Here is a 22,702-nt window from a genome sequence, read left to right on the forward strand (position 1 = left end):
CTCTCGACGCGATATGAGCAGCGAGACCTCCTCCCACAGCCCTGACCGGAGCCGGAAGCCGCGAGTCGCGGTCGTGTTCGGCGGTCGCAGTTCCGAGCACGCGATCTCCGTCGTCACCGCCGGCGCGGTGCTGCGCGCGATCGACCGCACGAAGTACGACGTGCTGCCGATCGGCATTACCACCGACGGCCGTTGGGCGCTCACCGCCGACGACCCCGAGCGGATGGCCATCACCGACCGCTCGCTGCCGAGCGTGGAGGGGCTGGCCCAGTCCCTCGACGGCACCGTCGTGCTGCCGGTCGACCCCGCCGACCGCGAGGTCGTCTACACCGAGCCGGGCGCCATGCCCAAGGCGCTGGGCGAGGTCGACGTCGTCTTCCCCGTGCTGCACGGCCCCTACGGCGAGGACGGCACCCTGCAGGGCATGCTGGAGCTGGCCGGGATTCCCTACGTCGGGGCGGGCGTGCTCGCCTCGGCCGTGGGCCAGGACAAGGAGTACATGAAGCGCGTCTTCATTTCCTTCGGACTGCCCGTCGGCCCGTACGAGGTCGTGCGGCCCCGTGAGTGGCAGGCCGACCCGGCCGCCGCCCGGAAGAAGATCGTGGACTTCGCCGGGGAGCACGGCTGGCCCGTCTTCATCAAGCCCGCCCGCGCCGGCTCCTCCATGGGCATCACCAAGGTCGACGATGTCGCCGGCCTGGACGAGGCGATCGCCGAGGCGCACCGCCACGACCCGAAGATCATCGTCGAGTCGCTGCTGAGCGGTCGCGAGATCGAGTGCGGCGTGCTGGAATTCGAGGACGGGCCGCGCGCGAGCCTGCCCGCCGAGATCCCCCCGGTCACGGCCCACGACTTCTACGACTTCGAGGCGAAGTACATCGACTCCGCCGCCGGCATCGTGCCCGCGCCGCTGAGCGAGGAGCAGACCGCCCGGATCCAGGAGCTGGCCGTCCAGGCCTTCGAGGCCACCTCCTGCGAGGGTCTGGTCCGCGCGGACTTCTTCCTCACCGAGGACGGCGAGTTCGTGATCAACGAGATCAACACCATGCCGGGCTTCACGCCCATCTCCATGTACCCGCGGATGTGGCAGGAGAGCGGCGTCGGCTACCAGGAACTGGTGGACCGGCTCGTCCAGGCGGCACTGCGCCGCCCGACCGGCCTGCGCTGACGGCACACGAGGCGGGCCGGTCGTGGGACGACCGGCCCGCTGGTCCCGCTTCTCAGACGACGCCCTCGGGAATCGTCTTCTTGACGGCGTCGGCGAAATCGGTGAGCGCACTGATGTCGCCGGCGTCGCCGACGTATTTCTTCGGCAGGGTGACCTCCACCCACGCCGCCCGCAGTGTGGTCGTGCAGCGGACGCTGCCGTCCGGCTGTTTCTCCGGCAGCCACTCCACGCCATTGATCTCCACCGAGTCCGCGGCGGGGTTGTAGTGTTCGGAGCCGGACGTAAGGATCTTGGGGCGGCCCACCCCGCACCGCAGGGCGATCGCGGGCGTGCCCCACGCGGCCGTGAAGTCCGAGACGGGTTCAGTGGTACGCCGCCGGTGCCCGTCCACGGCCTCGGGCAGTTCCTCGTGCAGAGCCCGGCAGAGCTGGGCCTCCCGCGCCGACGGCGTGGGAACCACCAGGCCCGCCGCGTCGTCCGTGGATGAGCAGCCAACGGCCGCGCACAGCACGGCGACAGCGGACAGGCCGAGGGGCCGGCGGAGTAAAGACTTCACCGGCCGAGCATACGGGGGAGCTACAGATGGACGACCGGGCAGGTCAGTGTGCGGGTGATGCCGTCCACCTGCTGCACCTTCGCGACCACCATCCGGCCGAGTTCGTCCACGGTGTCGGCCTGGGCGCGCACGATGACGTCGTAGGGTCCGGTCACGTCCTCGGCCTGGATCACCCCCGGGATCTTGGCGATGACTTCGGCCACGGTCGACGCTTTGCCGACCTCGGTCTGGATCAGGATGTACGCCTGTACCACGGAACCTCCAGGGCGGCTTCGAGGATCATGTGGGGAGAAGAGACGCCACGGTACCGCGTCGTCGCACGGTGCGGGGAGACCCGCGCGGCCTGCGCGGCGCGGAACACGTCACGAACAGGGCAACCGACACTCCGAGGAGGAGCTCAGTGAAAGGCACCGTGGGCGAGTTGGGGGAGTTCGGGCTCATCAGAGAGCTTACGTCCCGGCTCACCACCACCCCGGCGGTCCGACTCGGGCCGGGTGACGACGCCGCGGTGGTCGCAGCCCCCGACCGGAGGGTCGTGGCCAGCACGGACGTACTCCTGGAGGGGCGGCACTTCCGCCGCGACTGGTCCACCGCGTACGACGTCGGGCGCAAGGCCGCGGCGCAGAACCTCGCCGACATCGCCGCCATGGGCGCGGTGCCCACCGCGATCCTGCTCGGCCTCGTCGTGCCCGCCGAACTTCCCGTCACCTGGCCGACCGAGCTGATGGACGGCATCCGCGACGAGTGCCAGGTCGCGGGTGCCGCCGTGGTCGGCGGGGACGTGGTGCGGGGCGAGACGATCACCGTCGCCATCACGGCGCTGGGCGATCTGCGCAACCACGAGCCGGTCACCCGGTCCGGTGCCCAGGCGGGCGACGTCGTCGCCGTCACGGGCTGGCTGGGCTGGTCCGCGGCCGGGCACGCGGTGCTCTCCCGCGGTTTCCGCTCCCCGCGGGCCTTCGTCGAGGCCCACCGGCGGCCCGAGCCGCCGTACCACGCCGGTCCCGCGGCGGCCTCCCTCGGCGCCACCGCGATGACCGACATCAGTGACGGCCTCATCGCCGACCTCGGGCACATCGCCGAGGCCAGCAAGGTCCGTATCGATCTGCGCACGGCCGCGATCGACGTACCGACGCAGATGTCCGACATCGGGCAGGCCGTCGGCGTCGACCCGCTGCAGTGGGTGCTGACCGGGGGAGAGGACCACGCCATCGTGGCGACCTTCCCGCCGGACGTGAAGCTCCCCGCCCGCTGGAAGGTCATCGGAGAGGTGGTCAATCCCTCCGCCCTGCCGCAGGTGACCGTCGACGGCGCCCCCTGGGACAAGGCGGGCGGCTGGGACCACTTCGGCGACATGGAGCCCGAGGAGTAGCGCACGGGGGCCTGTAGATTCGGCCCCATGGGCATACCTCCACGCGTCCTGACCGTCGCCGGCTCCGACTCCGGCGGCGGTGCGGGCATCCAGGCCGACCTGAAGACGATGCTCGCGCTCGGCGTGCACGGCATGAGCGTGCTCACGGCCGTCACCGCCCAGAACTCCTTGGGCGTCCAGGGGGCCTGGGAGCTGCCGGCCGAGGCCGTACGGGCCCAGTTCCGCAGCGTCGTCGACGACATCGGCGTCCAGGCCGTCAAGACCGGCATGCTCGCCTCGGCGGAACTGGTGGAGACCGTCGCGGGGCTGCTCGCCGGGGTCGACGCCCCCGTGGTCGTCGACCCGGTGGGCGTCTCCAAGCACGGCGACGCGCTGCTCGCCGCCTCCGCGCTGGACGCGGTCCGCACGAAACTGCTGCCGGCCGCCACGGTCGCCACCCCCAATCTCGACGAGGTCGCCTGGCTCACCGGCGTGCGCGTGCGGACGGAGAGCGACCTGCGGCGGGCGGCGGACGCGGTGCTCTCCCACGGCCCGCGCTGGGCGCTGATCAAGGGCGGTCATCTGGCGGGCGACGCCGTCGACCTGCTGACCGACGGCACCGAGGAGCACTGGCTGCGGGCCGTGCGCCACGACAACCGCCACACCCACGGCACCGGCTGCACCCTGGCGAGCGCCATCGCGGCGCGACTGGCACAGGGACGCTCGGTGCCGGAGGCGGTGGCCGACGCCAAGGACTACGTCACCGGCGCCATCGCCGCCGGCTTCCCGCTCGGCGGCGGGATCGGACCGGTGGACCACGGGTGGCGGTTCCGGGACCACCGGAACTGAACGACCAGGAGCGGGCCCCTACGGGGGCCTTCCGTACGGAAAACTCCCCGGACATGCGAAAAACCGGCCCATCGTGAGATGGACCGGTATTTCAGGCAACCGGAGGGGGCTGCGCCACGACGTAAACGTCATTGCGAGACCGGCTCACCCCCGCTTGCGCGGGGAGGACCACTCGCTAGCGCGAGACCTTGCCGGCCTTGATGCACGAGGTGCAGACGTTGAGCCGCTTCGGCGTGCTCCCGACCACTGCACGCACCCGCTGGATGTTGGGGTTCCAACGGCGGGGGGTACGGCGGTGCGAGTGCGAAATAGCGTTGCCGAAGCCCGGCCCCTTGCCGCAGACGTCGCAGTTGGCAGCCACGGGTCACTCCAAAGACTTCAGATGCTCTTACGGTGAAATCCCGGCAAGCCGAGATCGAAGTCTTGAGGAAGTCGATGACCGGCAGTGCCAGGAAGGGATGGCCTGATTCTCATCAGGCAACCGGAGCAGCATACAACGGCCGCTCCTGTTCAACGAAACTACCACGAACGCTCCCGCATCCGCCCGGCCGCCCCGGGCCGCCCGCCGCGACCCGGCGGGACCCCGGCCCGGCCGGTCAGGGCCCCGACCGGGCTGGTCAGGGTCCCATCGGGCCACCCCACGGACTAACCTGCCCAAGCATTGCCACAGCCCCCAGGAGTCCGAGGAGGACACAGGTGTCGCACACCCTGGACGCCGACGCGGTTCGTGCCTGGTGCGCCCTGGCACTCGACGCGCTCGGCCGGGCCCGCGAGGAGATCGACGCGATCAACGTCTATCCGGTCGCGGACGGCGACACCGGCACCAACCTCTACCTGACCGTCGAATCCGCCGCCCGGGCCGTCGACGACGTCTTCCACGGCCACGCCACGACGGACCCCGCCTCGCCCCCCGCCTTCCCCGACGCCGTCCGGGCCATGGCGCACGGCGCGCTGATAGGAGCCCGCGGCAATTCCGGGACGATCCTCGCGCAGCTCCTGCGCGGCATGGCGGAGGTCCTCACCGGCGACCCCGGGACGGCACCGGGCACCGACGACGCAGAGCGGCTGCGGCGGGCCCTGCGGCGCGCGGTGGAGGCCGCGTACGAGGGAGTGGCCCGGCCCGTGGAGGGCACGGTGCTGACCGTCGCGGCCGCCGCCGCCGACGGGGCCGCGACCGCCCCGGGCGGCGCCGCCGCCGTGGCCCGCGCCGCGTACGAGGCGGCCCGCACCGCCCTCGCGGCCACCCCCGGCCAGCTGGAGGTCCTCGGCCGGGCCGGGGTCGTGGACGCGGGCGGACTCGGCCTGGTCGAGGTGCTGGGCGCGCTCACGCGGGCGCTGGCGGGGGAGAGGGCCGGGCAGCCCTCCCAGGACGCCGCCGCCCCCGAGACGCCCGCCACGCGCGCGTGGCGGACCGAGAGCTGCCCCGCCGACCTCGCGGGCGGCGCCGAACCCTCCTACGAGGTGATCTACCTGCTGGAGGCGGACGACACCGCCGTCGCACGGCTGCGCACCCGGCTCGACGCCCTCGGCGAATCGCTCGTCGTCGTCGGCGGCGACGGGCTGTGGAACGTCCATGTGCACGTCGACGACGCAGGAGCCGCCGTGGAGGCCGGCGTCGAGGCCGGCCGGCCCTACCGGATCCGGATCACCCACTTCGGTGCGGCCCAGGAGGAACGGACGCGCACCCGCGAGCGCGCCCAGCGGGCCGTCGTCGCGGTCGTGCCCGGCGAGGGACTGGCCGGGCTGTGCACCGAGGCCGGGGCCACGGTCGTCGCGACCCGGCCCGGGCAGCAGCCCGCCGGCGAGGAACTCGTCGAGGCGATCCGCCGCGCCCACGCGCGCGAGGTGGTCCTGCTGCCCAACGACGCGGAACTGCGGCAGACCGCCGCCGCGGCCGCCGAGCAGGCACGCGCCGAGGGCGTCCGCGTCGCCCTCATCCCCACCCGCTCACCGGTCCAGGGCATCGCCGCCCTCGCCGTCCACGAACCCGGCCGGCGCTTCGACGAGGACGTCGTGGCCATGACCGCGGCCGCCGGCGCCACCCGCTACGCCGAACTGGCCGTCGCCGAACGACAGTCCTGGACCATGGCCGGCGTCTGCCAGGCCGGGGACGTGCTCGGCCTGATCGACGGCGACGTGGCCGTCATCGGCGCCGAACTGGCCGCCACCGCCGAGACCGTCCTCGACCGCATGCTCGCGGCGGGCGGCGAGATGGTCACCCTCGTCCTCGGCGCGGACGTCCCCGACACCGTCGCGGACCGCCTGGAACGGCACGTACGCGGCGGGCACCTGGCCGTGGACACAGTGGTCTACCGGGGCGGACAGCAGTCCGCGCCCCTGATCGTCGGGGTGGAGTGAGCCGGCCCCGACGAGCACGGGCGCGACACCCCGGACCTCCCGGCTCCCCGGGCGTGCCACCACGATGTCAGTGCGGTGGTGTCCAATGGTCGCGTGCCCGCGCTCGATGAACCCCTGAAAAAGATCCTCGGCGGCAACACCGCGAAGGTGATGGCCGAGCACCTCGACCTGCACACCGTCGGCGACCTGCTGCACCACTACCCGCGCCGCTACGCCGAGCGCGGCGAGCTGACCCGGCTCGCCGATCTGCCGCTCGACGAGCACGCCACGGTCGTCGCCCAGGTGGCCAAGGCCGCCATGAAGACCTTCAACCACGGCAAGGGCGTCCGCCTGGAGGTCGTGGTCACCGACGGCAGCGGCTCGCTGACCCTGGTCTTCTTCGGCCGCGGCGCCTACGCGCGGGAGAAGGAGCTGCTGCCCGGCCGCCGCGGCATGTTCGCGGGCAAGGTCTCGGTCTTCAACCGCACCCGGCAGCTGCTCCACCCCGACTACGAACTCCTGGACCGCGAGAGCGGCGCGGCCGCCGCCGAGTCCTTCGCTGGGCGGCTGCTGCCGATCTACCCGGCGTGCAAGCAGTTCCAGTCCTGGAAGCTCACCAAGGCCGTCGACACCCTGCTGGACCTCTTCGAGGCGGACGGCTGGCAGGGCATCGTCGACCCGCTGCCCCCCGCGCTGCGCGACGGCCGCGGCCTCGCCCCCCTCGCGGACGCGTTCCGCAAGGTCCACCGGCCGGCCTCGAAGGCCGACATCGAGGACGCCCGGGCCCGGCTGAAGTGGGACGAGGCCTTCGTGCTCCAGGTCGCCCTCGCCCGCCGCCGCCACACCGACGCCCAGCTGCCGGCCGTGGCCCGCAAGCCCGTGGCGGGCGGACTGCTCGACGCCTTCGACGCGAAGCTGCCCTTCACGCTGACCGACGGACAGCGGACGGTCTCGGCGGAGATCTTCGACGACCTGGCCACCGAGCACCCCATGCACCGCCTGCTCCAGGGCGAGGTCGGCTCGGGCAAGACGATGGTCGCCCTGCGCGCCATGCTCGGCGTCGTGGACGCCGGCGGCCAGGCCGCGATGCTCGCCCCCACCGAGGTGCTCGCCCAGCAGCACCACCGGTCGATCACCGAGATGATGGGCGAGCTGGCCGAGGGCGGCATGCTCGGCGGCGCCGAGCAGGGCACCAAGGTGGTGCTGCTCACCGGCTCCATGGGCGCGGCAGCGCGCCGGCACGCGCTGCTCGACCTCGTCACCGGCGAGGCCGGGATCGTCATCGGCACCCACGCCCTGATCGAGGACAAGGTCCAGTTCCACGACCTCGGCCTGGTGGTCGTGGACGAGCAGCACCGGTTCGGCGTCGAACAGCGCGACGCCCTGCGCTCCAAGGGCAAGCAACCCCCGCACCTGCTGGTGATGACCGCGACCCCGATCCCGCGGACCGTCGCCATGACCGTCTTCGGCGACCTGGAGACCTCGGTCCTCGACCAGCTCCCCGCCGGCCGCTCGCCCATCGCCACCCACGTCGTGCCCGCCAAGGACAAGCCGCACTTCCTGGCGCGCACCTGGGAGCGGGTGCGCGAGGAGGTCGAAGGCGGACACCAGGCGTACGTGGTGTGTCCGCGCATCGGCGACACCCTGGGGGAGGAGCCGCAGGGCGAGGGCGACACCCCGAAGAAGAAGGCGGCCGAGGAGCCGGAGGCGGAGAAGCGACCGCCGCTCGCGGTCCTCGACATCGCCGAGCAGCTCGCCGAGGGGCCGCTCGGCGGGCTGCGCGTGGAGGTGCTGCACGGGCGGATGCAGCCCGAGGCGAAGGACGACGTCATGCGCCGCTTCGCCGCGGGCGAGGTGGACGTCCTGGTGGCGACGACCGTCATCGAGGTCGGGGTGAACGTCCCCAACTCCACCGTCATGGTGATCATGGACGCGGACCGGTTCGGCGTCTCCCAGCTGCACCAGCTGCGCGGCCGCGTCGGCCGTGGCTCCGCCCCCGGGCTCTGTCTGCTGGTCAGCGAGGCGTCCGAGGCGAGCCCCGCGCGGGCCCGGCTGGCCGCCGTCGCCGGCACACTGGACGGCTTCGAGCTGTCCCGCATCGACCTGGAGCAGCGCCGCGAGGGCGATGTGCTCGGCCAGGCGCAGTCGGGCGTCCGCTCGTCGCTGCGGATGCTCACCGTCATCGACGACGAGGAGGTCATCGCCGCCGCCCGCGAGGAGGCCACCGCGATCGTCACCGCCGACCCCGAGCTGGAGCGACTGCCCGAGCTGCGCACCGCGTTGGACGCCCTGCTGGACAAGGAGCGGGAGCGCTATCTCGACAAGGGCTGACCCGAACGGACCGGCCGGTCCGTCCGGACCGGACGGACCGGGGACGGCACGGACCGAGGGGCAGCCGTCGCCCGCGTCCGGGTCACCGGGCAGGGCCGGGGCGCCACCGACGCCCTAGGCTGAGGGGGCGGGGCCCGCCGTCCACAGCGGCGGCCCGGCACCCACCGGCCCCACCACCCCCGACCCGTGAAGGACCGAAAGCCCCATGACCCGCGTGATCGCCGGCACCGCCGGCGGACGCCGCCTGGCCGTACCGCCCGGCAACGGCACCCGCCCGACCTCCGACCGGGCGCGCGAGGGCCTGTTCTCCACCTGGGAGTCGCTGCACGGCACCCTGGAGGGCAGCCGGGTCCTGGACCTCTACGGCGGCTCGGGCGCCGTCGGCCTGGAGGCGCTCTCGCGGGGCGCCGAGCACACCCTGCTGGTCGAGGCCGACGCCCGTGCGGTGCGCACCATCCGGGACAACGTCCGCGCGGTCGGCCTGCCCGGCGCCGAGGTCCGCAGCGGCAAGGCCGAGCAGGTCGTCGCCGGTGCCGCGCCGCAGAGCCCGTACGACGTGGTCTTCCTCGACCCGCCCTACGCCGTCACCGACGCCGAACTGTGCGAGATCCTCCTCACACTGCGCACCCGGGGGTGGCTCGCGGACGACGCGCTGGTCACTGTGGAGAGAAGCACCAGGGGAGGGGAATTCCCCTGGCCGGACGGTTTCGAGCCCCTGAGGGCCCGTCGCTACGGGGAGGGGACGCTTTGGTACGGTCGCGCCGCCTCGACGCGCACCGCCGACCCGGCTCCGTGCACGTCATGAATGGACCGGAGAGCGAGGAACCACCGTTGCGCCGCGCCGTCTGTCCGGGGTCGTTCGACCCCGTCACCAATGGACATCTCGACATCATCGCCCGAGCTTCCAGGCTGTACGACGTCGTGCACGTCGCAGTGATGGTGAACCAGTCGAAGAAGGGCCTGTTCACCGTCGAGGAGCGGATAGAGCTGCTCCGACAGGTCACCGCCGAATACGGCAATGTGCGGGTGGAGTCCTTCCACGGTCTGCTCGTGGACTTCTGCAAGCAGCGTGAGATCCCCGCCATCGTCAAGGGGCTGCGGGCGGTGAGCGATTTCGACTACGAGCTGCAGATGGCCCAGATGAACAACGGGCTCTCGGGCGTGGAGACCCTCTTCGTCCCCACCAACCCCACCTACAGCTTCCTCTCCTCCAGCCTCGTCAAAGAGGTGGCGGCATGGGGCGGCGACGTCTCCCATCTGGTGCCGCCGCTGGTGCTGGAATCCCTCACCGAGCGGCTCGCCCAGCGCTGACACACCGGCCGCACCACCGACGGACTGTCATCGGGTGTCGAGCGGGGGCCACTGGCCGTACAGTCGTCCCCGTTCGTGCCCATCCGTCAAAAGAGAGTGGCGAGCGCCAAGGTGGACGTGCAGAAGAAGCTCGACGAGATCGTCGCGACCGTCTCCGGCGCCCGGTCCATGCCCATGTCGGCCTCCTGTGTGGTCAACCGGGCCGAGCTGCTCGCCCTGCTCGAAGAGGTGCGGGCCGCCCTGCCCGGCTCCCTCGCCCAGGCCCGGGAGCTGATCGGCGGCCGGGAGCAGCTCGTCGCGGACGCGCGCGAGGAGGCCGAGCGGATCATCGAGTCCGCGCGCGCCCACCGCGGCTCGCTGATCTCCGACACCGAGGTCGCCCGGCAGTCCCAGGAGGAGGCCGACCGCATCCTCGCGGAGGCCCGCCGGGAGGCCGACGAGATCCGGGCGGAAGCCGACGACTACGTCGACAGCAAGCTCGCCAACTTCGAGGTCGTCCTCACCAAGACCATCGGTTCCGTCGACCGGGGCCGCGAGAAGCTGCTCGGTCACGCGGACGACACCGGCTACGGCTCCTCCGGCGGCCTGGCCGAGGACGCCCCCGAGCGCAGCGCCGACCCCCAGACCCAGCGGATGAACGCCGACGCCTACGTGGACGCCAAGCTCGGCGCGGTCGCCGCGGTGCTGGCCAAGACGCTCGAAGCCGTGGGCAAGGGCCGCGAGAAGCTGCTCGGCGCCCGGCCGGCCGACGAGCTGGGCGCCCACATGGCCGCCCAGGACAGCCTTCCCGGCGGCCACCACACCAGCGACGCCGACTTCCTCTCCGAGCTGGCCGCCCCCCAGGGGCCGGCCGTCCCGCCCCCGGCGCCGCCCCAGCAGGACTACTACGCGCCCGTGGGCGGCTACGCCCAGCAGGACCCGTACGAGTACCAGCAGCACTACACCCACCAGGCCGACCCGTACGCGGCCCACGGCGGCTACCAGCAGGACCCCTACGCCTGGGCCCCCCACGACGGCGGGCAGGGGCTCGACCAGGGAAGCCAGGGCGGCTACGGCCCGCACGGCGGATACGTGCCCGCGCAGGCGTCGCCGCAGCCGACGGCGGCGCAGCAGGGCGGTGGCTCGCTCGACGAGACGAGCCTCTTCGACACGAGCATGATCGACCTCGATCAGCTCCGGCGCTACGAGCAGGGCCGCTGACGTAACGCCGCGGTGTCCCCCGTAGGGTGAAACCGGACCGGTTCCGTCCGCCAGGTCTGACCTGGCCCGGACCGGGTGCCGCCCGTCGGCGGCCCGACCGCTCCCCATAGGTGCGGATTGGGTCTACGGCGGCCCGTCCAGTATCCTGGCTCTTCGGTCGCGTGTACGTTCGCGATCTCGGCTGCCCTCAGCGCATTCAGCGTCGGGCCGCCGTCGCCGCAGTGTAGAAAGCAGGAAGCCCTGAACACCCGCCTCGATCACCGTGCCCCTCTCGTGTTCGACACACGCGAGCTGGGTCGGCGTCCCGGTGCGCTGAAGAGGGTCTCCCGCTCCATTCCGGCCCCCCAGGACCTCGGCATCGAGGTCATCGGGGTCGCCGAGGGCGCGACCGTGGAGCTCGACCTCCGACTGGAGTCGGTCATGGAAGGGGTGCTTGTCACAGGCACCGCCCGTGCACCGCTGACAGGGGAGTGCGTAAGGTGTCTGGAGCCGCTCGGGCGTGAGCTCGAAGTGGACTTCCAGGAGATGTTCTCCTACCCCGACGCCGACGACCGGAGCCGCCCCGCGGACACCGGCGACGACGCCGAGGAAGAGGAGGACATGCTCTTCCTCGAGGGCGACCTGTTCGACCTCGAACCCGTGCTGCGTGACGCGGTGGTGCTCGCACTGCCGCTGCAGCCGGTGTGCCAGGAAGACTGCCCGGGTCTGTGCGCCGAGTGCGGCACGCGACTGGCGGACGACCTGGACCACCACCACGAGTCCGTCGACATTCGTTGGGCGGCACTGCAGGGCCTCGCCGGGTCCAACCAGGACGGCGAGATGGACAACGCACCCCGCTCCGGCGGGGATGACTCACAGGAGAAGTAGCCGTGGCTGTTCCGAAGCGGAAGATGTCGCGCAGCAACACGCGCCACCGCCGGTCGCAGTGGAAGGCTGCGGTCCCCACCCTGGTGGCATGCGCTAGCTGCCACGAGCCGAAGCTGCAGCACATCGCGTGCCCCAGCTGCGGCACCTACAACAAGCGCCAGGTCCTCGAGGTCTGATCGGCGGGTGACAGGCTTCATGTCAGACGCCATTACGCCGAAGAAGGCGCCGGCGGACACGGCCTCGTCTCACACGCTTCTGGAAGGGCGGCTCGGGTACAGACTCGAGACCGCCCTTCTGGTGCGTGCACTGACCCACCGTTCCTTCGCATACGAGAACGGCGGTCTGCCCACCAACGAGCGGCTGGAATTCCTCGGGGATTCCGTGCTCGGCCTGGTGGTCACGGACACGCTGTACCGCATCCACCCCGATCTGCCCGAAGGCCAGCTGGCCAAGCTGCGGGCCGCGGTGGTCAACTCGCGTGCGCTGGCGGAGGTCGGTCGCGGCCTTGAACTCGGTTCCTTCATCCGGCTCGGCCGCGGTGAAGAGGGCACGGGCGGCCGGGACAAGGCGTCCATCCTCGCCGACACCCTGGAAGCGGTGATCGGTGCGGTCTATCTCGACCAGGGCCTCGAAGCCGCCGCCGAACTGGTGCACCGGCTCTTCGACCCGCTGATCGAGAAGTCCTCGAACCTCGGGGCCGGCCTGGACTGGAAGACCAGCCTCCAGGAGCTGACCGCGACGGAGGGGCTGGGCGTTCCCGAATACCTGGTCTCCGAGACGGGTCCCGACCACGAGAAGACCTTCACGGCTGCTGCCCGCGTCGGTGGTGTCGCGTACGGCACCGGCACCGGCCGCAGCAAGAAGGAAGCGGAGCAGCAGGCGGCGGAATCCGCCTGGCGCGCCATCCACGGAGCGGCGGAGGCTCGCGCCTCGGCCGCCCGGGCGGCGGCGGAAGCCGCCCCCGCCCCGGCGGACGAGACGCCCGCCGACGGTGTGGCGGCCGAGCCCGCCACGGACGGCGCGCAGGGCGCTTCGCACTGAAGCGCCGCCCCGCGACGCCCCGCACCCCGGCTGCCGGCCGGGCCCGGTCACCCGGGCCCGGCCGGCAGCCGCGGCAGCGGCGCGGGGGCCGACATCCCGGCGAATCCCGGCGAACCCTCCCAAGGAGCATCGTGCCCGAGTTGCCCGAGGTCGAGGTCGTACGGCGCGGGCTGGAGCGCTGGGTCCGTGACCGCACGGTCGCGGACGTGGCCGTGCTGCACCCCCGCGCGATCCGCCGTCACCTCGCCGGACCCGAGGACTTCGCCGCGCAGCTGCGCGGGCGCCGGCTCGGCACCGCCCGACGCCGGGGCAAGTACCTCTGGCTGCCCCTCGAAGCCGAGACCTCCGCCGGGACGCCTGACCGGGCCGCTCCCGACCGGGCCGTCCTCGCCCATCTCGGCATGAGTGGCCAGCTCCTCGTCCAGCCGCACGACGCGCTCGACGAAAAACACCTGCGCATCCGCGTCCGCTTCGCCGATGCGAACGGCACCGAGCTGCGCTTCGTCGACCAGCGCACCTTCGGCGGCCTGTCGCTGCACGACACCGTCCCCGGCGACCCCGACGGGCTGCCCGACGTCATCGCGCACATCGCCCGCGATCCCCTCGACCCCGCCTTCGACGAGGACGCCTTCCACGCGGCGCTGCGCCGCCGCCGTACGACCGTCAAGCGCGCCCTGCTGGACCAGTCGCTGATCAGCGGCGTGGGCAACATCTACGCCGACGAGGCGCTGTGGCGCGCCCGGCTGCACTACGACCGCCCCACCGCGACCCTGACCCGCCCGCGCAGCGCCGAGCTGCTCACCCACATCCGCGACGTCATGCACGCGGCTCTCGCCGTCGGCGGCACCAGTTTCGACAGCCTCTACGTCAATGTGAACGGCGAATCCGGCTACTTCGACCGGTCGTTGGACGCGTACGGACGCGAGGACGAGCCCTGCCGCCGCTGTGGCACGGCCATGCGCCGGCGGCCGTGGATGAACCGGTCCAGCTACTTCTGCCCGCGCTGCCAGCGCCCGCCGCGCGTGTCCTAGAACGGCCCGGGGCCCCTCCGGTCCCAGCGTCCGGCCGGTCTCGGCCCTCGGCGTGGACCGCCTCGTACCGCTCCCGCGCCACCAGCACCTCCGGCACGCGCTCCTCCACCAGCTCGATGAGCGTGCCGCCGCAGCTCGCGCACAGGATTGCGTTTTCCGAAAATTAGTGCTTTTTTAGGCCATCGCACCGCTCGTCCCCCCTCCCGAGGAGCCCGCAGTGACCACGCCCGTCGTTTCCATCGCCTACCACTCCGGCTACGGCCACACCGCGGTCCTCGCCGAGGCCGTCCGGGCCGGCGCAGCCGACACCGGTGCGACCGTCCACCTCATCAAGGTCGACGAGATCAGCGAGGCGCAGTGGGAGCTGCTCGATGCCTCCGACGCGATCATCTTCGGCTCGCCCACCTACATGGGCACCGCCTCCGGCGCCTTCCATGTCTTCGCCGAGGCCACGTCCAGGCGCTGGGCGACCCGCGCCTGGCAGAACAAGATCGCGGCCGGCTTCAGCAACTCCGGCTCCAAGAGCGGCGACAAGCTGCACACCCTCCAGTTCTTCACGGTCCTCGCCGCCCAGCACGGCATGCACTGGGTCGGTCTGAACCTGTCGCCCGGCTGGTGCAGCTCCACGGGTTCCGAGAACGACCTCAACCGCCTCGGCTTCTACCTCGGCGCCGGCGCCCAGACCGACACCGACCAGGGTCCGGACGGCGTCCACAAGGCCGACATAGCGACCGCCGAGCACCTCGGCCGCCGCATCGCCGAGCAGACCCGGATCTACGTCGCGGGCCGCGCGGCCGTCTGACCGGTGCCACGCGTCTGTTGAACGATGACGTCGGCCGCCGCGGACCGGGATCCCTCCCGGCCCGCGGCGGCCGACGGCGTTCAACGGGCGCCCGGTGACGGCAAGTCGGGCGCGCCCCTCAAAGCCCTCAGTGAGCCCTCAGTAGCCGAATTCCTGTGTCCACCACGGACCCCCCGGGCCGGCGTGCATACCGATGCCGATCGTCCGGTAGTCGCCGTTCAGGATGTTCCGCCGGTGGCCGGGGCTGCGCATCCAGGCCTCCATCACGGCCTCGGCGTCGCTGTGGCCGCGGGCGATGTTCTCGCCGCCGAGGGTGGTGATGCCGCGCTTGGCGGCCCGGTCCCAGGGGGTCCGGCCGTCCGGGTCGGTGTGGGCGAAGAAGCCCCGCCTGGCCATGTCCTCGCTGAAGTCCTGGGCGAGCCGGGCCAGTCGGGCGTCGGCGCGCACCGGGGGGCGGCCCGCCCGCACCCGCTCCCGGTTGACCAGCGCGAGCAGATGGGCCGCGACCGAGGCCCGGGGAAGCGCCACCTGGGCCGCGTCCGGCGCCGGAGGGGCAGCGGCCCGGGGCGGCGCGGACGAAGGGGGCGGGGCCGACGGCGCCGCGGTGGTCCGGGCGGCTTCCGGCGGCGCCGCCGTGCCGCCACGGGGATCGGCGCCGGCGCCGGTCTCCCGGGGCGACGGCGTGGCGGACGGCTCGGCCCCGGGCTCCCGCCACGGGGCCGCCGAGGGCGTGTGCGACGGCGCGGCCTCCCGGTGCGCGGGGAACCACTCCCGCTCGTCGGGCTCCCGGGGCTCCAGTGGCCGGGGGCGCTGGGTGAGGAGATCGCGGGGCAGGTCGTCGCCGAAGTCGGGCGGCAGATCGGGCTCGGGCGGCTCCTCCACCTCGAACCGGCCCCGGGTGCTCTCGCTGCCGGTGCCGCTGTTGAGCGTGTAGGTGTCGCTGCCGCCCGGCAGCAGCCCGGAGGCCACCACCACCGCGCCCATCGCCATCGCGGCGGAGGCGCCGAGCAGCCCCGTCCGCACGGGCCCCTTCGCCCTGCTCCGGGCCCCCCGGCGGGGACTGCGGTGCCGTCCCGTGCCGGCCGCGGGGACGGACGCGCCGAAGGGGCTGCGGGAGTTCGCCGGGAAGGGTTTGGCGGACTGCCGCGCCGGTGTGTTCGGGGGATCGCTGCGTTCGGTCGACTCGCTCGTCGGGGGCGCTCCGGCTGCCTGGGAAATCGCGGCCGTGTCGTCGGAGGTCTCGGGGGCAGAGCGTCGATGGCGACCCATCCGCTGCCTTCCTTACGTGCTCGGCGTCATCGTGCGTCACTCGTACGGCGGAGTCTTAACGAGCGGCGACTGTACGCCAAGACATGGGGGGCCGAGGTGCTACCTGCGCAATTGCCCGGTTAACGTGCAGACATGAACGAGAATGTCCGTCTTACCGCCTGGGTTCGTGGTCATGTGCAGGGTGTCGGCTTCCGATGGTTCACGCGGGAGAACGCTCTGGGTATCGGTAATCTGATCGGCTTTGCCTCGAATCTCGACGACGGGCGCGTCCAGGTGGTCGCGGAGGGGCCGCGCGACCGGTGCGAACGACTGCTCGATTGGCTCCGGGACGGGGACACGCCCGGGCGCGTGGACGGCGTCACCGAGATCTGGGCCACACCCAAGGGTGGTTATGACGGCTTCGAGATCCGCTGACCGGACGGCCCGGAAAGCGGTTTGCGGGGGGAAGCGGAGAGATTTGGCGGGGCATGGAAGTCGTATTCATATGCCGCTGGCATATTCGCTCGGCAGAAATTGCCTGATGGTTGCCAACTCGGCCCCGTCGTGGAAGGCTGCAACTCAACGGATGATCTCCACGCCCCCTCGGGCCCCGGGAGAGGAAAGCGCCGCGCATTCGCCGCCGCGCACCCCTGGGACGCCCGTGGATACGGGGTGTGATCGTGTTGACCGTCAAACCTTTTGGTGAGACTCTGGAAGCCCCGCGCACCTTAGCTGTTTGGCCATTGAACACCGCAGTAGCTGATGGCAGACACCGCGGGTGCGAATCCCTCACGACCCACACCGCTTCCGGTCGGTCACTCAGTGTGGAGGACCATCCATCATGGCAAAGGCGCTTCTCGGTTACGTCGGCGGCTCCGACCCCCGAGTCCTCTCCGAGATGCGACGGCTTCAGCAGCGTGTCCAGGACCTCGAATCCGAGCTCATTCGGATGCAGGCCGAGAACGACGCACTGTCCGCCGCCGCGCACCACGGCGACTCGTTGCTCGACAGCATCGACGTACCCCAGGCGGAGCCTGCGCTCGCCTGACCCCACGCCCTTCCTCCGGGGGCCCGGTCAGGCTGCACTGTCAGCCGCTTGTGATCTGCAAGGGACGCTTCGGCGTCCCTTCGTCGTTTCCCCCCGGCTGCCGCCCGACCTGGGCGTCCGGCGCGCTGGGCGCGTCTGTCTGATTTTCGCCGCACCGTCCCCTCACCGTCTGATGTGCCCTGCGCTTTCCCGGGTGAAACCGAAATGAAGACGCGGTGTCGCCCGCGCCTCGTGCCAGGACGCGACGGGAGGCGGGCGGGCGGTAGAGTCCCACCGCGTGCACCTCAAGAGCCTGACCCTGCGTGGGTTCAAATCCTTCGCCTCGGCCACGACGCTGCGCTTCGAACCCGGCATCACCTGCGTCGTGGGCCCCAATGGTTCGGGAAAGTCCAATGTCGTGGACGCGCTTTCCTGGGTCATGGGCGAGCAGGGTGCCAAGTCGTTGCGCGGCGGCAAGATGGAAGACGTCATCTTCGCCGGGACGACCGGCAGGCCGCCGCTGGGCCGCGCCGAGGTCTCGCTCACCATCGACAACTCCGACGGCGTGCTGCCCATCGACTACGCGGAAGTCACCATCACGCGGATCATGTTCCGCAACGGCGGCAGCGAGTACCAGCTCAACGGCGACACCTGCCGGCTCCTGGACATCCAGGAACTCCTCTCCGACTCCGGCATCGGCCGCGAGATGCACGTCATCGTCGGACAGGGCCAGCTCGACTCCGTCCTGCACGCCGACCCGACGGGGCGCCGCGCCTTCATCGAGGAGGCGGCGGGCGTCCTCAAGCACCGCAAGCGCAAGGAGAAGGCGCTGCGGAAGCTCGACGCGATGCGCGCCAACCTCGCCCGCGTCCAGGACCTGACCGACGAACTGCGACGCCAGCTCAAACCGCTCGGCCGGCAGGCGGCCGTAGCCCGCCGCGCCGCCGTCATCCAGGCCGATCTCCGCGACGCCCGGCTGCGGCTGCTCGCCGACGACCTGGTGACCCTGCGCGAGGCGCTACGCGCGGAGATCGCCGACGAAGCCGCGCTCAAGAGCCGCCGGGAGGCCGTGGAGGCCGAGCTGCGGGCGGCGACCGACCGCGAGGCGGCGCTGGAGGAGCGGGTGCGGACGCTGACGCCGCGGCTGGGACAGGCACAGCAGACCTGGTACGAGCTCTCCCGGCTCGCCGAACGCGTGCGGGGCACGGTGAGCCTCGCGGACGCGCGGGTCACCAGCGCGACCACCGCCCCCGAGGAGGAGCGGCGCGGTCGCGACCCGGAGGACCTGGAACGCGAGGCGGCCCGGGTCCGTGAGCAGGAAGCGGAGCTGGAGGCCGCGCTGGAGGCGGCGAGCCGGGCGCTGACGGACACGGCCGAGCACCGCGCCGAGCTGGAGCGCCGGCTGGCGGAGGAGGAACGGCGGCTGAAGGACGCCGCCCGGGCCATCGCAGACCGCCGCGAACAGCTGGCCCGGCTGCACGGCCGCGCCACCGCCGCCCGCGGCCGGGTCGCCTCTGCCCAGGCGGAGACCGACCGGCTGGCCGCCGCCCGCGACGAGGCCCGGGAACGGGCCGCCGAGGCCGAGGCCGCGTACGCGGCACGGCAGAGCGAGGTGGACGGCCAGGGCGCGGACGACGCCGAGCTGGCCGGCCGGCACGAGAGCGCGAAGCGCGAGCTCGCCGCCGCGGAAGCCGGGCTGAACGCGGCCCGCGAGGCGGCGACGGACACCGAACGGCACCGCGCGGCGCTGGCCGCCCGCCGGGACGCGCTCGCCCTGGGCCTGCGCCGCAAGGACGGAACGGGCACGCTGCTGGCGGCGAAGGATCGTTTGTCCGGCCTGCTGGGCCCGGCCGCGGAACTCCTGACCGTCACCCCCGGACACGAGCTCCCCGTCGCCACCGCCCTCGGCGCCGCCGCCGACGCGATCGCCGTCACGGACACTGCCACGGCGGCCGAAGCCCTGCGCCTGCTCCGCAAGGAGGACGCGGGGCGCGCGGCACTGCTGGTATCGGCGGCGGCACCGGAGCCCGACGCACCGGACGACGCCCCGGCAGACCCCGACGGCCGCGACCGGACACCGGGGACCCCGCGCCCGGCGGCGGACCTCGTGGCCGGGCCGGCGGCGTTGATGCCCGCCGTACGCCGGCTGCTGCGCGACGTCATGGTCGTCGCGACCCTGGAGGACGCCGAGGAGCTGGTGGCGGCGCGGCCGGAGCTGACCGCCGTCACCGCCGAAGGCGACGCGCTCGGTGCCCACTTCGCGCACGGCGGATCCGGCGGGGCGCCGAGCCTGCTGGAGGTGCAGGCGGCCGTCGACGAGGCGAGCGCCGAGCTGACCGAGCTGGACGCGTGGTGCGAGGAACTGACCGCCGCCCTGCGGGCCGCCGACCGGCGGCGCGCCGAGTGCGCCAGCCGGGTCGAGGAACTGGCGGTCCGGCGCAGCGCCGCGGACCGGGAGAAGTCGCAGGTCGCGCAGGACCTGGGACGGCTCGCGGGCGCGGCGCGGGCGGCGGCCGGGGAAGCCGGCCGCACGGCCGCGGCGGCCGAGCGCGCCGCCGAGGCGCTCGAGCGGGCCACCGAGGAGGCCGAGGAGCTGGCCGAGCGGCTGGCGGTCGCCGAGGAACTGGCCGCCGACGGCGAGGAGACGGCGGACGAGCCGGACTCGTCCGTACGCGACCGGCTGGCCGCCGACGGTGCCAACGCACGGCAGACCGAGATGGAGGCACGGCTCCAGGTCCGCACGCACGAGGAACGCGTCAAGGGTCTCGCCGGCCGGGCGGACGCCCTCGACCGGGCGGCCCGTGCCGAGCGGGAGGCCCGCGCCCGGGCCGAACAGCGGCGGGCGCGGCTGCGCCACGAGGCGCGCGTCGCCACCGCCGTGGCGGCCGGGGCCCGGCAGCTGCTCGCGCACGTCGAGGTCTCGCTCGTACGGGCCGACGAGGAGCGGCGGGCGGCGGAGACGGCCAAGGCCGAGCAGGAACGGGAACTGGTCGCCGAGCGGAACCGGGCACGGGAACTCAAGGCCGAGCTCGACAAACTGACGGACTCGGTCCACCGCGGCGAGGTGCTGGGCGCGGAGAAGCGGTTGCGCATCGAGCAACTGGAGGCCAAGGCCCTGGAGGAACTCGGCGTCGAGCCGGCCGGGCTCGTCGCCGAGTACGGCCCGGACCAGCCCGTACCGCCCTCGCCCGCCGCCGAGGGCGAGGAACTGCCCGAGGACCCCGGCCACCCGCGGAACCAGCCCGTGCCGTACGTACGGGCCGAGCAGGAGAAGCGGCTGCGCGCGGCTGAGCGGGCGTACCAGCAACTCGGCAAGGTGAATCCGCTCGCGCTGGAGGAATTCGCGGCGCTCGAGGAGCGGCACCAGTTCCTCTCGGAGCAGCTTGAAGACCTGAAGAAGACCCGCTCCGATCTGCTGCAGGTCGTGAAGGACGTCGACCGGCGGGTCGAGGAGGTCTTCACCGCGGCCTACCACGACACGGCCCGGGAGTTCGAGGGCGTCTTCGCGCGTTTGTTCCCCGGTGGCGAGGGCAGGCTGGTGCTCACCGACCCGGACGACATGCTGTCCACCGGCGTCGATGTGGAAGCCCGGCCGCCGGGCAAGAAGGTCAAGCGGCTGTCCCTGCTGTCGGGTGGCGAACGGTCGTTGACCGCCGTGGCGCTGCTGGTGGCGATCTTCAAGGCGCGGCCGAGCCCGTTCTATGTGATGGACGAGGTCGAGGCGGCGCTGGACGACACCAACCTCCAGCGGCTGATCGGGATCATGGAAGAGCTCCAGGAGAGCTCGCAGCTGATCGTCATCACGCACCAGAAGCGGACGATGGAGGTGGCCGATGCGCTGTACGGCGTTTCCATGCAGGGCGACGGTGTCTCGAAGGTCATCAGCCAGCGACTTCGATGATCAAAAAGAGCTAGTTCAAGTGTTGAACTCAAGCGCGGGGAAACTCACAGGAAACTTCTTGGTTACGACCTATTGACTTCGAAAGTTGAAGGCATAGGGTCTGCAACGTTGCTTTTACCTTTCGGTGGTGGGTGCCGATGCCCCATGTACCACTGGAAGGGCCAGCCCCCCACGCCCGGCAACGCGGCCGGGTCTCAGGAGTACACGTTGACCAGCACTGCGACGGCGCAGGGGTCCGAGGGCCGCAAGGCCCAGCCGGACCACCTCGGCCACGTCATTTTCATCACCGCGGCCGCGGCCATGGGTGGCTTCCTCTTCGGCTACGACAGCTCCGTGATCAACGGCGCGGTCGAGGGCATCCGCGGTAAGTACGACATCGGTTCCGCCGCCCTCGCCCAGGTCATCGCGATCGCCCTGATCGGCTGCGCGATCGGTGCCGCCACCGCCGGCCGGCTCGCCGACCGCATCGGCCGGATCCGCGTGATGCAGATCTCCGCGACCCTGTTCACGATCAGCGCGGTGGGCTCGGCGCTGCCCTTCGCCCTGTGGGACCTCGCCTTCTGGCGGGTGCTCGGCGGCATCGCGATCGGCATGGCCTCGGTCATCGGCCCGGCCTACATCGCCGAGGTCTCGCCGCCCGCCTACCGCGGCCGCCTCGGCTCGTTCCAGCAGGCCGCGATCGTGGTCGGCATTGCCGTCTCGCAGCTGGTCAACTGGGGCATCCTCAACCTCGCCGACGGTGACCAGCGCGGCAAGCTCATGGGCATAGAGGCCTGGCAGCTGATGCTCGGCGTCATGGTCGTCCCGGCCGTGCTCTACGGTCTGCTCTCCTTCGTGATCCCCGAGTCGCCCCGGTTCCTGATCTCGGTCAACAAGATCGACAAGGCGAAGGCCGTCCTGGCCGACGTCGAGGGCAGCCACATCGACCTCGACGCGCGCGTCAACGAGATCGAGCTGGCGATGCGCAGCGAGCACAAGTCGTCCTTCAAGGACCTGCTCGGCTCCAAGATGGGCTTCATGCCGATCGTCTGGGTCGGCATCGGCCTCTCGGTCTTCCAGCAGCTCGTCGGCATCAACGTCGCCTTCTACTACTCGGCGACCCTGTGGCAGTCCGTGGGCATCGACCCGAGCGACTCGTTCCTCTACTCCTTCACCACGTCGATCATCAACATCGTCGGCACCGTGATCGCGATGATCTTCGTCGACAAGATCGGCCGTCGCCCGCTCGCCCTCGTCGGCTCGGCCGGTATGGCCGTCTCCCTCGCCCTCGAGGCCTGGGCCTTCTCCGCCCAGGCGGCGGACGGCTCGCTGCCGACCACGCAGGGCACGGTGGCCCTGGTCGCGGCCCACGCGTTCGTGCTCTTCTTCGCCCTCTCCTGGGGTGTCGTGGTCTGGGTCTTCCTGGGCGAGATGTTCCCGAACAAGATCCGCGCCGCGGCGCTCGGCGTCGCCGCCGCCGCGCAGTGGATCGCGAACTGGGCCATCACGGCGAGCTTCCCGAGCCTGTCGGACTGGAACCTCTCGGGTACGTACGTCATCTACGCGTTCTTCGCGTTGCTCTCGATCCCCTTCGTGATGAAGTTCGTGAAGGAGACCAAGGGCAAGGCGCTGGAGGAGATGGGCTAACCCCCCCGCTGCTCGTCTCCTCGAAGGACGCCGCCCCGGCTCACGGATGTGAGCCG

At 72.1% G+C, this 22,702-nt stretch carries 21 protein-coding genes; 17 read left to right on the forward strand and 4 right to left on the reverse strand.

Translation table 11 applies throughout. The features are described from left to right. Positions 1–13: 13 nt before the first annotated feature. Positions 14–1,168: a D-alanine--D-alanine ligase family protein gene (locus JO379_RS24480; protein WP_130880111.1), complete on the forward strand. Its 1,155-nt coding sequence runs from the start codon at positions 14–16 to the stop codon at positions 1,166–1,168. A 52-nt stretch (positions 1,169–1,220) separates the two neighbouring features. Here JO379_RS24480 and JO379_RS24485 read toward each other — a convergent pair whose 3' ends face one another. Then, positions 1,221–1,724: a DUF3515 domain-containing protein gene (locus JO379_RS24485; protein WP_209517006.1), complete on the reverse strand. Its 504-nt coding sequence runs from the start codon at positions 1,722–1,724 to the stop codon at positions 1,221–1,223. A gap of 20 nt (positions 1,725–1,744) precedes the next feature. Next, positions 1,745–1,978 (reverse strand): Lrp/AsnC family transcriptional regulator, encoded by a 234-nt coding sequence (locus tag JO379_RS24490; protein WP_130880113.1) that lies wholly within the window; start codon positions 1,976–1,978, stop codon positions 1,745–1,747. A gap of 146 nt (positions 1,979–2,124) precedes the next feature. On the opposite strand from JO379_RS24490, the gene JO379_RS24495 reads away from it, so the two are divergent. Then, entirely contained in the window at positions 2,125–3,096 is a 972-nt protein-coding gene (locus JO379_RS24495; RefSeq protein ID WP_130880114.1) for a thiamine-phosphate kinase, read from the forward strand. Between the two features lie 27 nt (positions 3,097–3,123). Continuing rightward, the gene (gene thiD, locus JO379_RS24500; protein WP_130880115.1) at positions 3,124–3,924 is read left to right on the forward strand and encodes a bifunctional hydroxymethylpyrimidine kinase/phosphomethylpyrimidine kinase; all 801 of its coding nucleotides are present in this window, start codon (positions 3,124–3,126) and stop codon (positions 3,922–3,924) included. 175 nt (positions 3,925–4,099) lie between these two features. Here the strand turns inward: thiD and rpmB are convergent, their stop codons facing one another. Next, on the reverse strand, positions 4,100–4,285 hold the full coding sequence (gene rpmB / locus JO379_RS24505) for a 50S ribosomal protein L28 (protein WP_078645170.1): 186 nt from the start codon (positions 4,283–4,285) through the stop codon (positions 4,100–4,102). A gap of 335 nt (positions 4,286–4,620) precedes the next feature. Here rpmB and JO379_RS24510 point away from each other — a divergent pair, with 335 nt between their 5' ends. The 10 genes from JO379_RS24510 (at position 4,621) to JO379_RS24555 (ending at position 14,844) form a co-directional block, all read left to right on the forward strand. Then, entirely contained in the window at positions 4,621–6,282 is a 1,662-nt protein-coding gene (locus JO379_RS24510; protein WP_307842120.1) for a DAK2 domain-containing protein, read from the forward strand. Positions 6,283–6,375: 93 nt separating this feature from the next. Then, the gene (gene recG, locus JO379_RS24515) at positions 6,376–8,592 is read left to right on the forward strand and encodes an ATP-dependent DNA helicase RecG (protein WP_209517008.1); all 2,217 of its coding nucleotides are present in this window, start codon (positions 6,376–6,378) and stop codon (positions 8,590–8,592) included. Positions 8,593–8,797: 205 nt separating this feature from the next. Further along, the gene (gene rsmD, locus JO379_RS24520) at positions 8,798–9,397 is read left to right on the forward strand and encodes a 16S rRNA (guanine(966)-N(2))-methyltransferase RsmD (RefSeq protein ID WP_130880118.1); all 600 of its coding nucleotides are present in this window, start codon (positions 8,798–8,800) and stop codon (positions 9,395–9,397) included. Positions 9,398–9,423: 26 nt separating this feature from the next. Further along, on the forward strand, positions 9,424–9,903 hold the full coding sequence (coaD, locus tag JO379_RS24525; RefSeq protein ID WP_207304002.1) for a pantetheine-phosphate adenylyltransferase: 480 nt from the start codon (positions 9,424–9,426) through the stop codon (positions 9,901–9,903). A 111-nt stretch (positions 9,904–10,014) separates the two neighbouring features. Then, positions 10,015–11,103 carry a F0F1 ATP synthase subunit B gene (locus JO379_RS24530; protein ID WP_130880335.1) on the forward strand — a complete coding sequence of 363 codons (1,089 nt, stop codon included), beginning with the start codon at positions 10,015–10,017 and terminating at the stop codon, positions 11,101–11,103. 273 nt (positions 11,104–11,376) lie between these two features. Then, positions 11,377–11,970, forward strand: a complete 594-nt coding sequence (locus JO379_RS24535; protein WP_209517010.1) for a YceD family protein — start codon at positions 11,377–11,379, stop codon at positions 11,968–11,970. A 2-nt stretch (positions 11,971–11,972) separates the two neighbouring features. After that, positions 11,973–12,146, forward strand: a complete 174-nt coding sequence (gene rpmF, locus JO379_RS24540) for a 50S ribosomal protein L32 (protein WP_030087884.1) — start codon at positions 11,973–11,975, stop codon at positions 12,144–12,146. A gap of 19 nt (positions 12,147–12,165) precedes the next feature. Beyond that, positions 12,166–13,011 (forward strand): ribonuclease III, encoded by an 846-nt coding sequence (gene rnc / locus JO379_RS24545; RefSeq protein ID WP_130880120.1) that lies wholly within the window; start codon positions 12,166–12,168, stop codon positions 13,009–13,011. A 131-nt stretch (positions 13,012–13,142) separates the two neighbouring features. Beyond that, complete coding sequence (gene mutM / locus JO379_RS24550) at positions 13,143–14,042, forward strand: bifunctional DNA-formamidopyrimidine glycosylase/DNA-(apurinic or apyrimidinic site) lyase (RefSeq protein WP_130880121.1); 900 nt, start codon at positions 13,143–13,145, stop codon at positions 14,040–14,042. Positions 14,043–14,259: 217 nt separating this feature from the next. Further along, a complete protein-coding gene (locus tag JO379_RS24555; protein ID WP_130880122.1) occupies positions 14,260–14,844 on the forward strand; it encodes a flavodoxin family protein in 585 nt (194 codons plus the stop codon). A gap of 138 nt (positions 14,845–14,982) precedes the next feature. Here the strand turns inward: JO379_RS24555 and JO379_RS24560 are convergent, their stop codons facing one another. Next, complete coding sequence (locus JO379_RS24560; RefSeq protein WP_209517012.1) at positions 14,983–16,113, reverse strand: CAP domain-containing protein; 1,131 nt, start codon at positions 16,111–16,113, stop codon at positions 14,983–14,985. Between the two features lie 132 nt (positions 16,114–16,245). Here JO379_RS24560 and JO379_RS24565 point away from each other — a divergent pair, with 132 nt between their 5' ends. The 4 genes from JO379_RS24565 (at position 16,246) to JO379_RS24580 (ending at position 22,646) form a co-directional block, all read left to right on the forward strand. Further along, complete coding sequence (locus JO379_RS24565) at positions 16,246–16,527, forward strand: acylphosphatase (protein WP_130880124.1); 282 nt, start codon at positions 16,246–16,248, stop codon at positions 16,525–16,527. A 406-nt stretch (positions 16,528–16,933) separates the two neighbouring features. After that, positions 16,934–17,140 carry a hypothetical protein gene (locus JO379_RS24570; RefSeq protein WP_045933597.1) on the forward strand — a complete coding sequence of 69 codons (207 nt, stop codon included), beginning with the start codon at positions 16,934–16,936 and terminating at the stop codon, positions 17,138–17,140. Between the two features lie 277 nt (positions 17,141–17,417). Further along, positions 17,418–21,020 carry a chromosome segregation protein SMC gene (gene smc / locus JO379_RS24575; RefSeq protein WP_209517014.1) on the forward strand — a complete coding sequence of 1,201 codons (3,603 nt, stop codon included), beginning with the start codon at positions 17,418–17,420 and terminating at the stop codon, positions 21,018–21,020. A gap of 207 nt (positions 21,021–21,227) precedes the next feature. Then, positions 21,228–22,646 (forward strand): sugar porter family MFS transporter, encoded by a 1,419-nt coding sequence (locus tag JO379_RS24580; RefSeq protein WP_130880126.1) that lies wholly within the window; start codon positions 21,228–21,230, stop codon positions 22,644–22,646. The last annotated feature ends 56 nt before the right edge of the window (positions 22,647–22,702 follow it).

The organism is Streptomyces syringium (assembly GCF_017876625.1).
Classification (GTDB): Bacteria; Actinomycetota; Actinomycetes; order Streptomycetales; family Streptomycetaceae; genus Streptomyces; species Streptomyces syringius.

Excerpts from the sequence above, each read along its gene's own strand:
- rnc (WP_130880120.1), top strand. The coding sequence starts at position 12,166 with ATGTCAGACGCCATTACGCCGAAGAAGGCGCCGGCGGACACGGCCTCG.
- JO379_RS24560 (WP_209517012.1), bottom strand. The coding sequence starts at position 16,113 with ATGGGTCGCCATCGACGCTCTGCCCCCGAGACCTCCGACGACACGGCC.
- JO379_RS24480 (WP_130880111.1), top strand. The coding sequence starts at position 14 with ATGAGCAGCGAGACCTCCTCCCACAGCCCTGACCGGAGCCGGAAGCCG.
- JO379_RS24565 (WP_130880124.1), top strand. The coding sequence starts at position 16,246 with ATGAACGAGAATGTCCGTCTTACCGCCTGGGTTCGTGGTCATGTGCAG.
- JO379_RS24570 (WP_045933597.1), top strand. The coding sequence starts at position 16,934 with ATGGCAAAGGCGCTTCTCGGTTACGTCGGCGGCTCCGACCCCCGAGTC.
- thiD (WP_130880115.1), top strand. The coding sequence starts at position 3,124 with ATGGGCATACCTCCACGCGTCCTGACCGTCGCCGGCTCCGACTCCGGC.
- rsmD (WP_130880118.1), top strand. The coding sequence starts at position 8,798 with ATGACCCGCGTGATCGCCGGCACCGCCGGCGGACGCCGCCTGGCCGTA.